This window comes from Sphingobium sp. SJ10-10, from assembly GCF_036038995.2.
Classification (GTDB): Bacteria; Pseudomonadota; Alphaproteobacteria; order Sphingomonadales; family Sphingomonadaceae; genus Sphingobium.
Window position 1 is genome coordinate 2,457,258 of sequence record NZ_CP158132.1, and the last position, 15,195, is coordinate 2,472,452.

Annotated in this window: 13 protein-coding genes; 11 read left to right on the top strand and 2 right to left on the bottom strand. The window is 61.2% G+C overall.

Annotated features, from left to right (window positions below; genetic code table 11):
- Window positions 1-49 precede the first annotated feature (49 nt).
- From VVT58_RS11925 to VVT58_RS11970, 10 genes are all read left to right on the top strand, one after another.
- Window positions 50-700, top strand: coding sequence for an N-6 DNA methylase (locus VVT58_RS11925; RefSeq protein WP_327754337.1), 651 nt, complete (start codon window positions 50-52; stop codon window positions 698-700).
- Window positions 697-2,352, top strand: coding sequence for an Eco57I restriction-modification methylase domain-containing protein (locus VVT58_RS11930; protein WP_327754336.1), 1,656 nt, complete (start codon window positions 697-699; stop codon window positions 2,350-2,352). The genes VVT58_RS11925 and VVT58_RS11930 overlap by 4 nt, the downstream gene beginning before the upstream one ends.
- On the top strand, window positions 2,345-4,918 hold the full coding sequence (locus VVT58_RS11935) for a DEAD/DEAH box helicase family protein (protein ID WP_327754335.1): 2,574 nt from the start codon (window positions 2,345-2,347) through the stop codon (window positions 4,916-4,918). Before VVT58_RS11930 ends, VVT58_RS11935 begins: the two co-directional genes overlap by 8 nt.
- 11 nt (window positions 4,919-4,929) lie before the next feature.
- Window positions 4,930-5,508, top strand: a complete 579-nt coding sequence (locus VVT58_RS11940) for a hypothetical protein (RefSeq protein WP_327754334.1) — start codon at window positions 4,930-4,932, stop codon at window positions 5,506-5,508.
- Between the two features lie 8 nt (window positions 5,509-5,516).
- Window positions 5,517-6,440 carry a Kiwa anti-phage protein KwaB-like domain-containing protein gene (locus VVT58_RS11945; protein ID WP_327754333.1) on the top strand — a complete coding sequence of 308 codons (924 nt, stop codon included), beginning with the start codon at window positions 5,517-5,519 and terminating at the stop codon, window positions 6,438-6,440.
- A gap of 412 nt (window positions 6,441-6,852) precedes the next feature.
- Window positions 6,853-7,593, top strand: coding sequence for an ArdC-like ssDNA-binding domain-containing protein (locus VVT58_RS11950; RefSeq protein WP_327754332.1), 741 nt, complete (start codon window positions 6,853-6,855; stop codon window positions 7,591-7,593).
- 157 nt (window positions 7,594-7,750) lie between these two features.
- Window positions 7,751-9,100 (top strand): site-specific integrase, encoded by a 1,350-nt coding sequence (locus VVT58_RS11955; RefSeq protein WP_020818725.1) that lies wholly within the window; start codon window positions 7,751-7,753, stop codon window positions 9,098-9,100.
- Window positions 9,097-10,884, top strand: a complete 1,788-nt coding sequence (locus VVT58_RS11960; RefSeq protein WP_020818726.1) for a hypothetical protein — start codon at window positions 9,097-9,099, stop codon at window positions 10,882-10,884. The genes VVT58_RS11955 and VVT58_RS11960 overlap by 4 nt, the downstream gene beginning before the upstream one ends.
- A complete protein-coding gene (locus tag VVT58_RS11965) occupies window positions 10,881-13,043 on the top strand; it encodes an integrase (RefSeq protein ID WP_327754312.1) in 2,163 nt (720 codons plus the stop codon). The genes VVT58_RS11960 and VVT58_RS11965 overlap by 4 nt, the downstream gene beginning before the upstream one ends.
- 169 nt (window positions 13,044-13,212) lie before the next feature.
- Window positions 13,213-14,076: an ArdC family protein gene (locus VVT58_RS11970; RefSeq protein ID WP_020818728.1), complete on the top strand. Its 864-nt coding sequence runs from the start codon at window positions 13,213-13,215 to the stop codon at window positions 14,074-14,076.
- On the opposite strand, the gene VVT58_RS11975 is transcribed toward VVT58_RS11970, so the two are convergent.
- The gene (locus VVT58_RS11975) at window positions 14,067-14,291 is read right to left on the bottom strand and encodes a hypothetical protein (RefSeq protein WP_062118092.1); all 225 of its coding nucleotides are present in this window, start codon (window positions 14,289-14,291) and stop codon (window positions 14,067-14,069) included. The genes VVT58_RS11970 and VVT58_RS11975 overlap by 10 nt on opposite strands.
- Window positions 14,292-14,387: 96 nt before the next feature.
- Between VVT58_RS11975 and VVT58_RS11980 the strand changes: the two genes are divergently transcribed.
- Window positions 14,388-14,657: a zincin-like metallopeptidase domain-containing protein gene (locus VVT58_RS11980; RefSeq protein WP_327752832.1), complete on the top strand. Its 270-nt coding sequence runs from the start codon at window positions 14,388-14,390 to the stop codon at window positions 14,655-14,657.
- 119 nt (window positions 14,658-14,776) lie between these two features.
- On the opposite strand, the gene VVT58_RS11985 is transcribed toward VVT58_RS11980, so the two are convergent.
- Window positions 14,777-15,058: a hypothetical protein gene (locus VVT58_RS11985; protein WP_327752831.1), complete on the bottom strand. Its 282-nt coding sequence runs from the start codon at window positions 15,056-15,058 to the stop codon at window positions 14,777-14,779.
- Window positions 15,059-15,195 lie beyond the last annotated feature (137 nt).

The window sequence follows — 15,195 nt, forward strand, 5'->3', positions numbered from 1 at the left end:
CAGCGCCCAGGAGCGACACTGACGCGATGTTTATTCCAAAGTATTGTAAATGAACCTGATCAAATCAAAAAAGCGCGTTGCCGATCATGGGGAGGTGTTCACGCCGCCTTGGTTAGTCGAGCAGATGCTTGACCTTGTAAAAGGCGAAGCGGAGCGGATCGACGCGCGCTTTCTTGAACCGGCTTGCGGCAGCGGTAATTTCCTCGTGCCGATCCTGCAACGCAAATTGGCGGCTGTGGAATTGAAGTTCGGCAAGTCAGACTTCGAGAAGCGGCATTATGCGCTTTATGGCTTGATGTGCGCCTATGGAGTGGAACTGCTGGAGGATAACATCGCGGAATGCCGGGCCAACATGCTGGACATTTTTGCGGATTATCTGGGCTTGGACGAAGCCGACGACCTTTATCGCGCCGCTAGCCATGTGCTTTCGCTCAACCTTGTCCATGGGGATGCGATGACAATGCGCGGCGTTGACGGCAATCCGATCACCGTTGTGGAGTGGGGCTATCTGGGCAAGGGCAAGTTCCAGCGCCGCGATTTCCGGCTTGATGTGCTGACCGGCATGGCGAGTTTCAGCGCCGAAGGTTCGCTTTTCGCCGGGCTTGGCAAGCATGAGATTTTTACCCCGGCAAAGAGCTATCCGCCGATGACCATTCCCGATCTGGCGGTGGCATTTGATGACTTGGGGGCGGCAGCATGATCGAACCGGCCAGCTTTGCCCTGCGCGGGCGCAATCCCGATGTGCTGACCTGCATTGCCAACCTGTCGAACGATGAGGTTTTCACACCGCCCGAATTTGCCAATCGGATGCTGGACACGCTGACGCAGGCTTGGACGGAGAGCCATGCCGGTGCGGACATTTGGGCGAATAGTTCGGTCAGGTTTCTGGACCCATTCACAAAATCGGGCGTGTTCCTGCGCGAGATTGCAAAGCGCCTGATCGCAGGGCTTGAAGCGGAGATTCCCGACCTTCAAACGCGCGTAGATCACATCCTTACGCAGCAAATCTTCGGCATCGGCATTACGCGGCTGACCAGCCTGCTGGCGCGCCGCAGCCTCTATTGTTCCAAGCACGCCACGGGCAAATATTCCATTACCAGTTCGTTCGAGAATGATGATGGGAACATCTGGTTTCAGCACACCGATCATTCGTGGGTCGGCAGCAGCAAATGGACCAATGTTACCGACAAGCAGGGCAACACGGTCAAGAAGTTTGCCGAAGGCAAGGACGGCAAATGCGCGTTTTGCGGGGCACCGCGCGCTATCTTTGATCGTGGCCCAGAGCTGGAAAACCACGCCTATGCTTTCATACACACCAACGACATCAAAGCCCGCGTTGCCGAGCTTTTCGGAGGCGACATGCAGTTTGACGTAATCATCGGAAACCCCCCGTATCAGTTAAAAGGCGGGGGTGGAGGATCGAATGACTCCTCAATCTACCACCTTTTTGTCGAGCAGGCGATGGACTTGGAGCCTCGATTCCTGTCCATGGTTATTCCATCCCGCTGGCTGGCAGGCGGTCGAGACATGGGTTCTTTCAGGAAGCGGATGTTTACCGATGGGCATATTCGCGAGTTAATTGACTACACGAAAATGAGCACCGCTTTTCCCGGCGTCGATTTCGAAGGCGGAGTCGGCTATTTTCTATGGGACAGAGAAACCACTGGTTCATGCCGGTACACCCTCTTCCAAGGGGAGGAAGAGCTGCCAACCGTCGAGCGGAAGCTTGACCAGCATGACATTTTCGTGCGCGATACCCGCGCGCTCTCCATTCTTGAAAAGGTTCTTGCCAAACGTGAGGCGACGCTGGAATCGGTCGTGAGTGGCGATACGCCATTTGGCTTGGCTACAAATTTCACAGACTATTCAACGAAAAGCAATCCCGGCGCGCTTTCAATTTATCTGACTGTGAAAGGGCGGCGCACGACCGGCTGGGTGGACGATTCAATCATCAGAAAAAATCGCCAACTGATACCAAATTGGAAGGTGTTGTTACCTGAAGCATACGGTGAGCGTGGAGCCATTCCCGCAATGGTCCTCGGCCCTCCGATTATAGCCGTGCCAAATTCAGTATGCACTCAGACATACCTTGTGGCTGGTCCTTTTGCCTCTGAAACAGAGGCACGTAGCTTTACGAGTTACTATCGCACGCGTTTGTTCAGATTTCTGGTTTCTTTGAGAAAAATTACCCAGCACGCGCTCCGATCAACCTATACTTGGGTTCCTCAGCAGTCGTGGGATGCAAATTGGAACGACGCGGTTCTATACAAAAAATATGGATTGGCCGAAGACGAAATAGCCTACATTGAAAGCATGATACGCCCGATGGACGGTGACCTGTTCGATGAGTAGGTCAATTGATGAGATCCTTGCCCCCAAGCCCGAGGCCCGGTTACGAATTTATGCATGGACACCCAATGATGCGCCTTCCGCCTATGCGGGGTTAGTCAAAGTTGGGCAGACGACGCGGGCTGACGTCAACGACAGGATTCGGCAGTCTCAGGGCCAGATGCAGCAGGCTTATACGCTGCATGTAGACGCGCTGGCGGAACGAGACGATGGCACCTTGTTTCGCGACAACGATGTGCGCCAGCGGCTGATCGACAAGAAGTTCGAGAATGTCGTTATCGGCGCATCGCGAGAATGGATGCGGTGTTCGCCCGATGATGTGAAAACAGCCATTGCCGAGTTGCAAAAGGGCCTGCGGCTATCCGGCACGCATCACGAAGACTTTCCGCTGCGCGCCGAGCAAGCCGATGCCGTGGAAAAAACCATGGCCTATTTCAATTCAATCTGGACCGAGAACCCCAAGGCCGCGCCGCGCTTTCTGTGGAACGCCAAGATGCGCTTTGGCAAAACCTTCACCAGCTATCAGCTTGCCAAGCAAATGGCGGCAAAGCGGGTGTTGGTCGTCACCTTCAAGCCAGCCGTCGAAGATGCATGGCAATCTGACCTGGAGAGCCATGTCGATTTTGATGGATGGCAGTATCGTTCGCAGAACGCTAGAAACGGATCGGTCGAATATGATGCCGACCAACCGCTGGTATATTTCGGCTCCTTCCAAGACCTTCTAGGCCGCGATGCCTTGGGCAACATCAAGCTCAAGAACGAGTGGATTCACTCGGTAAACTGGGACTTGGTGGTTTTCGACGAATATCATTTTGGCGCGTGGCGGGATAGTGCCAAGGAACTGTTTGAGGGCGAAGAGGACGCCATTGCTCGCGAAGAGGCCCTGCTTTCGGCCAGAACCGAAAAGGAAATCGAGCGGCTCAATGCCAAGGCCGCTGATTTGCAGCAGCCGTTGGAGGCGGAATCGGAATTCTTGCCGATCAGGGCGCGGGCCTATCTCTATCTGTCCGGCACACCATTCAAGGCGCTGGCTACAGGCGAGTTTATCGAAGAGCAGATTTTTAACTGGACCTATACCGACGAACAGCGCGCCAAGGCCAATTTTGCCGCCGCGCATCCCGGAGAGCGCAATCCGTATGGCGCGCTGCCGATGCTCAGCTTGTTCACCTACCAGATGCCCGAAGAGCTGACCGCAATCGCAAGCGCGGGTGAGTTTGACGAATTCGACCTGAACGAATTTTTTTCAGCCAGTGGGAGCGGTGTCCTCGCGACCTTCAAGCACAAGGATGACGTGCAAAAATGGCTGAACATCATTCGCGGGTCATATAACCCGCAAACAGTCGAGAACCTGAAAACAGGCACAAAAGCGCCATTTCCATACGAAAATGCGCGGCTGCTGCCCTATCTCCAACATGCCTTCTGGTTTCTTCCCAATGTCGCGTCATGTCAGGCCATGGCAAACCTGCTTGAAGAGAAGCAGAACGTTTTTTGGCATGAATACAAAGTCATCATGGCCGCTGGTGGTGGAGCCGGGATGGGATTGGCTGCGCTAAAGCCGGTCAAGGATGCTATCGGCAGCGGCTTTGAGAGCAAGTCGATCACGCTTTCGTGTGGCAAACTCGCCACCGGGGTGACTGTTCCGCAATGGTCTTCCATCCTGATGCTGCGGAACCTGAAATCGCCTGAAACCTATTTTCAGGCAGCTTTCCGAGTGCAGTCCCCTTGGTCGATCAAGAATCCCGATGGCGACGATCCAAGCCGGGAAGATGTGCTGAAACCCGTCTGTTTCGTCTTCGATTTCGCACCCACACGCGCGCTGCGTCAGCTTTCAGATTATGGCATCGGCCTGTCGCCCGGCGAGCCGAACCCTGAAAACGCGGTGCGCGATCTGGTGTCCTTCCTTCCAGTGCTCGCACATGACGGCGCGATCTTGAAGCAGTTGGATGCAGGCGAAATCTTGGATTACGCAATGTCGGGGACCACTGGCACGCTGCTCGCGCGCAAGTGGGAATCTGCCATGCTGGTGAACGTGGACAACGACACGCTGCGCCGGGTGCTTTCAAACGAAGAAGCGATGGCGGCAGTGGGGCGGATCGAAGGTTGGCGCGAACTGGGCGACAACGTGATCGAGACGATCATCAACAAGGCCGAGAAGGTCAAAGACCTCAAAAACAAGGCCAAGGATGGCGGGCAGACCGAAAAGGAAAAGAAGGAATTGAGCGACGAGGAGCGCGAATACAAATCGCTCCGCAAGGAGGTACAGAAAAAACTCATAAAATTTGCCACCCGCATACCGGCATTCATGTATCTCACTGATTATCGCGAAAACAATCTGCAAGACATTATCCGGAAGCTTGAACCGGAGCTGTTTATGACCGTGACCGGTCTGACCATCGAGGATTTTCATCTTCTCGTCCGACTTAATGTGTTCAACACCGAGCGTATGAACGCGGCGGTGTTTGCGTTCCGCCGATATGAAGAAGCCTCGCTGCGATATACGGGGATCGATAGCCATCAGGGGCTTACCCACTACGGCCTTTACGACACGGTCGTGGCGAAAGAAGGCTGAAAGAGGCTGCTATGGAATTCAGGTTAGGCACGGCTGCGATAGTATTTCTGGGATCATATTTCCCTCTGAGCCTCATCCTATTCGCGCAGAATTTTCAGTATCCCATGCTCAGTCGGCAATTTTGCTGGCCATTGCGACAGGGGGCGTGCGAAATCCCTCTGGGTGCGCCGATATTCTCGATTAGTATGGTCGCTTTGACCCTTTTATGCCTGATAGTTACAATATTTTCTCTCAAAATCATAAAGCCAGCGCAAGATATTGAGGTGTTTTCGGCTAAGTATATTCCGACAGATTTGATGAACTACACCCTTCCTTACATTGTTTCTTTTATGAGCATAGAATACTCAGATACCGGGAAATTTGTAGGGTTTGTGGTGTTTTTGCTTTGGATATTTTGGATCAGTCATCGTTCCGGGCAAATTATCCTCAATCCCGTTCTCATCGCGCTGTCATGGAGGATGTATGAGGTTGAATACAAGTTCCCCGGAAGCGACGCCAAGCATTCCGGTAAAGCTCTTGCACATGGACATTTGACCGCTGGTCCATTTAAGCAGTCTCTGGTGCAAGCCATTCAGATCATTAAGCCGTGAGGAACTAAATGCCCATACCCGCCGACTTTGCAGCATTCGATATTGCAGGCGCGGCGATGACCGTGTGGGCGTTCAAAAAGTCCGGTGGGGCGGGAGGAGCCGCACCAACCTTTTCGGGGCACTGGGTTGCGACGGACCCCGCTTTGGAGGCGGCTGTCAAAGCAGCGGTGCAGCAACGGCGCGTCGCAATCGAAGAGGTCAATCCCTACGGCCTGTTGGCTCAAAACAATGAAGCGAGCGCGTTATCAATTGGTGCGAATGAGACCTACGCCGATAGGATAGTTGCCGCCACAGCCGATCCCTTACCACAGCGGCGAGCAACAACTCTTCGCCATATTCAAAACACAGACTTCTATGTGATTAAATTGGTTAGTGGTGGGGTCACGCTCTATGCGGTTCGGAAAGCGGATTCATCATGGCATACCAAAAAAAGAGCAAAAGCAATTGACGCTCTCTTCCGTGATGAAACTTTGACGCTTGAACCTGCGCCTGCATTTTCATTGTCGACATACGTTGATTTCTTCATCTTCGATGGCACGATCTACATGCTGGACAAAGGGCATTTTGAATCCGTTCTCAGCTATCGACAGGCGCACGCAAATCAGTTCATCGCGCTACAAGCCGAGCCGGCTTTCAACGCCATTTTCACCGATATGGCACCGCTTGTAGCCCACATAGGCACGAACAAAATCCAGCTTCGCAGAGCGTGCGCAATCGAACTGAAAGGGCACTACCGCGATAATGACTTTATGTTGCGGCTGCGGCAACGCTTCCTGCAACTCCGTTTGAATATTATTTTCGATGCAAACGGAAAAATTGTACCCACGCCAGAGACATGCGCCGACATTATGACCGCACTCTTGGACCACCGGCTGTCCTCCGCGTTCTCGGAGGCCATATACGACGTGCCCGATGCTGTAGCTGTGGTCTGACACAGACTCTTGCGACGGTTGGACCGGGTTCAACCACGGCTTCCTTTTCTGCCTGACTCTCCTGCCTGACAGATTTCAGGGCGCCCCTTTCAGGCCGGGCTGTATCGCTAGCGCAACGGAACCGGCTCCGCCGTCTCCGCCCATGCGGGTTGCCATCCCTGTCGCGAGATAGTGCTGGCAAGCCCACCTTGCATTGAGCGCCGTAGCGGCGCGCCCCCTTCCCTGACCGGAGGAAGAAAGAGGCTCTGCCTCTCTCTCCCTGCAAGGTGCCGCTTTGGGGCCGTGGCTCACTGCGTTGCGCCCGCACCACCCCCGGCACCGGACCTTGCCCCCACTCTCTCCGCCCCTCGCCGGGTCGGCAGGGGTCATGCGCGGCATGACCCGCTGCGCGGATTGGAAGGGAGCAAACACCATGAACAAGCAAGACCCCCATAGCCGTATCACCGACCGCATTCTGGCCGAGCTGGAACAAGGCACCCGCCCATGGCTGAAGCCGTGGAGCGGCGGCGATATGGCCGCATCAGGCCAGCCCCGCCCCTTGCGCGCCACCGGCCAGCCCTATCGCGGGATCAATGTCCTTCTGTTGTGGATCGAGGCGCAGACGTCCGGCTTTGTCTGCCCGTCATGGATGACCTACCGGCAGGCGCAAGCCTTGGGTGCGCAGGTGCGTAAAGGCGAGCGCGGTGCAACCGTGGTCTACTACGGCGACAGCGCCAAGACTGTGCATGACGATACCACCGGCGAGGATCGGGAACAGGGCTTCCGCTTCCTCAAAACCTACACCGTGTTCAACGTGGCCCAGATAGACGGTTTACCGGAACGGTTCCAAATCGTGCCAGAACCCGCACCGGAGACTGAGCGCATCGCAGCCGCCGAGGCGTTCTTTGCCAGCATCCCCGCGACCGTAAACCACGGCGGCGACAAGGCATATTACATGCCGTCAGCCGACCGCATCCAGCTTCCGCCCTTCGCGGCTTTCCATGATGCCCATGGATATTACGCCACAAGGGGCCATGAAACCGTGCATTGGACCCGCCATGAAAGCCGTCTTGATCGCAGCTTTGGCCGCGAGAAATGGGGTGATGAAGGATACGCCCGAGAAGAATTGTGTGCATTATCTGGACAGTCTGCGCCGCTCGCAACTTTGCAGTAAGGTCGGCGATGGACGCCCACGGTAGGCAGTAATCAGGCTGGCCGTAGCGCTGACCCAAGAGCTGGCGGAGGCCAGCCTGATTGCTGCCAGGCCATAGTGCGCAACGGTGTGAAGGTCAGCTTCCGGGTGGGGGGTCCGGGGGGAGGGCTTCGCGCCGGTGTCGATCATTACTGTTTGCGAGCGCCGCGAGGCCAGGGGCCTCGATGCGCATGTGCCGCTGATCCTGCGCGGCGACGCGCTCTATGATCCCGATCTGGATCGCTTCTTTCTCGACCTGCCGTTGTCGGGCGTCCGCTCGCGCCATTCGCTGCGCGCCTATGCCTATGATGTCGTAGTCTGGCTTCGCTTTCTCGATGCCTGCGGCAAGACCGTGTGGGCTGCGACCCGCGACGATGTCGACGCCTATCATCGTGAGCGACGCCGCGACGAGGCCGATCACCGGATAACGGCCGCAAGCTGGAACCGTGCCGTCGCCAGTCTCGATCGCCTTTACCGATGGGGTGAGCAGCACGGGCTGATCACTGACGCGCCGTTCAGCCGCCGCGCCGTGTGGCGACCGGCGCATGGTGGCCGTCGCGGCATGATCGCGGCGCGCAATGACGCTTATGAACGTGTTGCCAGGCGATCGGATGTGCGGTTCGTCACGATGGACGACTACCGCATTTTCCGCGAGGTCGGCCTGCGCGGCCTTACCCCTGACGGCACCGAGCGCCCCGGCGCGCGCGACCGGAACGGGCTGCGCAACGCGCTGTTCGCCGATCTTCTCGTCACCACCGGCCTGCGCCTCGAAGAGGCGTCGGGTCTACTCGCCGCCGAGCTCGCGGCGATCGACCGCGAGGACAGCGATGCACAACAACTTTGGCTGCCTCTCCCGCCACCGCTGACCAAGGGCGACCGGGGACGCAGCGTCCTGCTCCCGCGTCGGCTGCTTCGTCAGATTGCCGCCTACGTCGCCGTCGAGCGCGCCGCGGGCGTCGCCAAGTTCGCCGCGCGAGACGGCGCGACCAAGCTCGAACGACCGATCCCTGTCACCCGCGCCGGTCTCGACCGCATGCGCGATATCTGCACCCCGGAGGAACGATGCCGCCTGATCCTCTGCGACGAGGATGGACCGCCCCGCGAGCCGGCGGCGCTGTGGCTGACCGAGGTCGGGCAGCCTGTTCGGCCCAACTCGTGGGAGGTGATCTTCACCCGTGCTGGCAACCGGTGCGCGGAGAACGGCTTCCCGCTGTCGATCAACCCGCACCAGCTTCGCCACACGTTCGCAGTCCATATGCTTGCCTTGCTGATCCAGCAGCGACTGCGCGAAGCGGCATTGCCGGCGGGGCCGATGGAGAGCTACCGGCTGATCCTCGGGGACCCGCTGCAACAGGTGCAACGCCTGCTCGGCCACGCGAGCCTCACCACCACCTATATCTACCTCGACCATATTGCGACCCGCGCCGATACGGTGGATGCGGCGGTCGAGGAGCTGCTTGCGCTGCTGCCGGGACCGCAGGGCGCATGAGCGGTCGTCCCCGCAAGGGCCGGCCCGTCGCCTTCGTGCCGATCACGCCGGAGCCCGTGCAGCCTGATCCCGTGCTCGGCCTCAAGTTCACCATCGAGGCGCGGCATGGCGGGACGGTCCTGATCGATATGGCCGCACTCGATCCTCGTCCGCTCGCCATCGCCTTTGCTGGCGCATTGCGACGGTCGGCCGCGCTCGGAGGACCGATCGGTGCGGCGAGCGTCATCAAGCAGTATGTAAATGCCTACCGCCTGTTCTTCGCCTGGCTTGGCGACGAAGCGCTGAACGTGGCTGGCGTCGGCGACCTGCGCGCAGCCCATATCGATGGGTTCGCCTCCGCGCTCGACCGCCGCGGGATGGGCGCGATCCACCGGCACATAACGGTCGGCAAGATCGTCAACACATTGCGCGCGATCGAGGCAGACCGGCCCGATCGGATCGCGCCTGACCTGCATGAGCGGCTGCGCTACACACTGGCCACGTCGGCGGGCCGCTCGACCCCGCGCGATGCTTATAGCCCCTTCGTTGCCCGCGCGTTGCGCGACGCCGCGAGGACCGACGTCGAAGCGATGTTCCGCCGTCTCGGTGCCGACGACCGCACCGATGAGGGCGACCCGGTCATCGCCAGCGTGCGCGCCGAGGTCGAAGCGATCATCGCGCGGCAGGGCTTTATCGTCGCAGACCAGCCCGCGCTGAAGAGCCTCTATTTCATGCGCATGCGACGCGGATTGCCGATCAGCACGCTCATCGACGATCTGCATGGCCGCCATCACCTGCTTGCGCGCGATCTGCCGGCGCTGCTCGTGCTGCTCACGCTCGATACCGGGCTCGAGCCCGAGTGCCTGAAGGCGCTGACCGTGGATTGTCTCACCAACCCCCATGCCGGCACGGTGGAACTGCGCTATCTCAAGCGCCGCGCCCGCGGCGCCGAGCACAAGAGCATGCGCGTCCGCGACGGCGGTGGTGGCACGCCTGGCGGCCTCATCCGTCGCCTGATCGACGTCACCGCGCCAGCCCGCGAGCATCTGACCGATGATCGTCTTTGGGTTTATCACAACGTTGGCGGCCTGCGGGCGGGTATCGCTCATCCGAAGGAGCGGATCGCTGCCTGGATAGCACAGCATGCTATTGTCGATGACGACGGCAAGCCGCTCCACCTGCTGCTCTCCCGGCTCCGCAAGACCCACAAGGCGCTGTGGTACACGAAGACTGAGGGGCACATGGCCCGCTTCGCAGTCGGTCATTCGCGCGAGGTTGCGGGGCGCCACTATGCCGATCTGCCGTCGCTTCGGTCCCTGCACGAGAAGACCCTCGCTGACGCCTTTCGCGAAGCGGTCGCCACCGCGACGCCGACCGTGCTGCCGCCCACCGCCGAGAAGGCGTTGCGCCAATCGCCCGATCAGGCCGCGCCGCTGATGCCGCCCGATACCGTCGGTCCGTTGCTCGACGGCGAACAGGATGTCTGGCTCGCCGCCTGCGCGGGCTTCCATAGCAGTCCCTTCGCCGATGCCGGATCACCCTGCGCGCAGCCCTTCTGGGGTTGCCTCGATTGTCCCAACGCCGTCATCACCGCGCGCAAGCTCCCCGCGATCCTCGCTTTCCTCGCATTCGTCGAAGAGCAGAGGCTGAGCCTGCCCGCGAACGATTGGGCGGCCAAGTTCGGCCGCGTCCATGCCCGCATCACCGCCCAGGTCCTGCCGGCATTCTCCGATGCCGTCATCGCCGATGCGCGCCGGCAGATGGAAGGCGAACGGCTTTATCTGCCGCCGGAGGCACGCACATGACCATGCCAGCCCATGTCCAGGCGCCCGCCTTCGACGATCGCGCCGTGCTGGCGAGCGCGCCGCTCAAGGCCGGTCACGCCCGCGAAGATCTGTCGCGCGTCGGCGACGCGAGCTGGGATCTCGGTCCCGCCGTATTCCGCGAGAACGCCCGGCGCTGCCACGTCACCGTGCATTTCGACGTGCTCGAACATGCCGATGTCCAGGCGGCGATGCGCGCCTATCTCTACGCCCGCCTCAACGCCGATCTCCCCGGCTATCGGACGAAGTTACCGCCCGCCTGCATCCGCCAGGCATTCAACCGTGCCCGCCGGTTCTTCGCCTTCGCCCGTGAGCGGCTCGGACGGCTCGACGTTTCCCGTATCGATCAGCCATTGGTCGATGCCTATGCCCGTCATCTCCGTGACGATCCTGCCCGACGACCCGTCATCGTCGGTCACCTCCTCGAAGTGGTCTCCGATCTCTATTACTATCGTGACCACCTCGCTGACGGAGGCCTTGTATTCGAGCCCTGGGCCGGACAGGCGCCCGCCCGCGTTGCGGGCTACCGCCATGTCCGGGAGAACCGCACCCCACGGTTCCCGGAAGAGGTCATCGCCGCGCTGCTCGCCTGGTCGTTGCGCTACGTCACCGTCTTCGCTGACGATATTCTCGCCGCCCGCCGCGAGCTTGATCGGCTCGAAGCGCGCCGGGATCGCCTTGTCACCGCCGACGCCGGCCTCTCGGACCCTGATCGCCGGCAACGTCGCCGCACCCGCCTGAAGGCCTATTTCGATCGCCGACGCCGCGAGGGGCGCGGCGCACCGATCTGGGCCACCGCTCATAACGGCAAGCTGCGCGTCGACCCCAACACCGGCAGCGTGACCCCACCGATCAACGCCCATCTCTTACATCTCCATGTCGGGATCGACGTGCAGGCGGAACCGCACGCACATCTCATGCTGACCGGCGGCGAAGCGAGGCTGATCGATGCAGTGGCGGCCGAGCTGGGGGTGGAGGTCGGCGGCATGGACACGCCGATCTCGATCGATCCCGATAGCGGTCGGCCATGGCGCGAGCGCTTCGACGCGAAGACTCTCGCACACGAGGAACGGATGCTCCAGGCCGCCGCTTATATCGTGTGCGCCTATCTGACCGGCATGCGCGACTGCGAGGTGCAGGCGATGCGGCGCGGGTGTGTCTCTATCGCGCGCAGCGAGGACGGCCTGATCGAACGGCATCGCATCCGATCGACCATCTACAAGCGCCGGGCGGCGGTGGGCGAAGTGGCGAGCTGGGTGACGATCGAGCCGGTCGCCGATGCGATCACGGTGCTCGAACGCCTGTCGGCAGGACCGGCGCGCGCCAGCGGCAGCGATACGCTCTGGCCGGTACTGCGCGCGAGCGCCGTCTCCAAGACGCATCTGTCGAGCGAGGTGGTCCGCCAGCTCAACGCCTTCCGCGACCACCTCAACACCGCCTTCGGCAACCCCGATATGCCGGTCATCCCGCGCGGTCCCGACGGCAAGCCGTGGCGCATCACGACACGGCAGTTCCGGCGCACGATCGCGTGGCACATCGCCAACCGCCCGTTCGGCACCATCGCCGGCATGATCCAGTACAAGCACGCCTCGGTCGCCGCTTTCGAGGGCTATGCCGGGACCAGCGCATCGGGGTTTCGCGCCGAGGTCGAAGCGCAGCGCCGGCTCGGTCAGATTGACGATCTGCTGGACTATTTCGACCGCCGTCAGGGCGGCGCATCGCTCGGCGGCCCAGCGGGACCGCGCATCGCGCGGACGCTCGACGATGCCGCCGTCAGACAAGGGCCTTTGCCCGCCATGATCGCCGATCGCGCCCGCCTGCGCGTCATGCTCGCCAGCGTCGCGCGCACCTTCCATGTCGGCCCGCTCGCGGATTGCTTCTTTGATCCCGCGACCGCGCTCTGCCTCAAGCGCGTGACGACCCCTGATCCCGCGCAGCCGCTCACCGCCCTGTGCGAGCCGACCCGCTGTCCCAACGCCTGCATCACCGCCCGCCACAGGCCGGCCTGGGAACGCGCGGCGGCCGATGCCAGGGCGCATCTACGCGAACGGCGCATCTCCGATCTTCAGCGTCAGGCTCTCCAGCGCGAGCTTGATCGCCTGACCGCGGTGATTGCCGGGATCGATCCTCCCACGCCGTAGACCACCCCGGCTGTTGGCGGAGTCCTGCGCCGGTCGGCGCGCCCGCGCAACGGCTTCGCCGTCCTTCGCTTCGCTGCGGCCCTGACGGGTGCGCGAGCCCCCCTGTGCCCGGCGCGAACGGGCCTCCGCCGCCGGGGATGGTCCCCGGCGCGAGAACGGAGAACAGATCATGTCAGCCTCACCACGTGTCGACGTCTATGCTCGCGTCACGCAAGCGATCGTCGACGCCATCGAAGCCGGCACCGGCACCTGGCGCATGCCATGGCATCATTCTGGCGCCGACGTCACCCGCCCGACGAACGTCGCCAGCGGCAAGCCCTATCGCGGCATAAATACGGTCTCGCTCTGGGCAGCCGCCTATGGCAGCGGCTATGCGAGCGGCGTCTGGGGCACCTATCGCCAGTGGCAGACGCTCGGCGCGCAGGTCCGCAAGGGCGAGCAGGCCAGCCTCGGCGTCCTCTGGAAGGAGTTTCGCGCGAAGGATGACGACGCCGGCGACGATGACGACCACCGCCGGCTTTTCGCCAAGGCGTTCAGCCTGTTCAACGCCGATCAGGTCGATGGCTATGCGCCCGAACCGGGGCCGGACCTGCCCGAGAGCGAACGCCTCGCCGCCGCCGAAGCCTTCATCGCCGCCCTCGGCATCGATACCGTCTACGGCTCGGCCAGCGCCTATTATCACATCGCCGAAGACCGCATCCACATGCCGGATTTCAGCGCCTTCCACGATGCCCACGGCTTCTACGCCACCCATATTCACGAGGCGGCTCATGCCAGTGGCGCAGCTCACCGGCTCGACCGGGATTTCAGCGCCAAGTGGACCAGGCACGCGCTCGCCATGGAGGAAGCGACCGCCGAACTGACCGCATCGTTCCTGCTCGCCGATCTTGGGATCGCGCACGAACCGCGACCCGATCACGCGGCCTATATCGCCTCCTGGCTGCAACTGCTCAAGGACGAGCCCCGCGCGATCTTCACCGCGGCGAGCAAGGCGCAGGCAGCGGCCGACTGGATGCACGCCCGTCAGCCATGATCCAGCAGCGACCAAAGCCGAGCGGCCGATCCCTCGCGGGCTCGGCCGCTTCGTCGCGCACGGCGATGCGCGGGCTTCGCCCGCTCACCAGCGGACGCCGCTGGCGCGGCGGCGCTGATTTCTGGGCCTCCCTCGATGCGGGTCTGGTCGGCGCTCCCTGCTAGGCCCGCCACGGCGCGCCGCAAGCCCGGCTTCGCCGCGCTGCTCCATTGCATTTCGCCCCTCCGGGTGCGGCCCCCCGCTTGCGCGGGCCTCTCCGGTCGTTCTCGCCGCCCACCCCCGCCTCGGGGGAGCCATGGGGTTTTTAGGCAGTGCAGGAGGCACCGATGGTTTTCACCTTTCAACCGCCATTTTTCGCTGGACTGTCAGGATATTGCGCGGAGCTTGGCGCGGCATTCCTTGCCGCCGACCTTGGCATTGCCCTGGAGCCGCGCCCTGATCATGCCAGCTATATCGCGAGTTGGATCAAGGTCTTGCAAAACGACACCCGCGCCATTGTGCAGGCCGCAGCTCATGCCGAACGCGCCGTCGCCTTCCTGCATCAACTAGCGAACCCCGAAGCGATCAAAGAGGCGGCATAGCCCGCCAATGATTGAGGCCGCCCCGGTCTGGGGCGGCCACTTCGTTTGACCCGCCCACCCGATCCCATAAGCGGGCCGCTCCCTTCGGTCGCAGCCTGCGATAGAGAAGCATTGCGAGATCACATCATTTGATCGAGCGCGGCGATCGTTTCGCCAAGCACGCGCCTCAGCGAAAGGAGGCTTGCGCCCAGCGACATTTCCGGCCTTTCGGCCATCAACATCATGGCCTTCAGCACCGCGTTGGATTCCCGCGCCAACAGAATCAAATGCACGCCACTTGGGGCATTGGTGCCATTCAGCCAGTTTTTCGCGGTGCGATCACTGACGCCTGTCCATTTCATGATCATCTTCGTGCCGTTGCGCGTCGATCCAAACTCGACCTTCAAGGCCGAGGCGATCACCTGCGCGAATTCGGCATCCGTCAGTCTGTCGCGACCGACCGGAAATGAACTTCCCTTCTTCGGAAACATGTTGCCCTCCCTTTGCTGTTAGAGAGGAGAGAGCAGGCAGCGGAGAAGCATCCGGGCAACATCAAGGC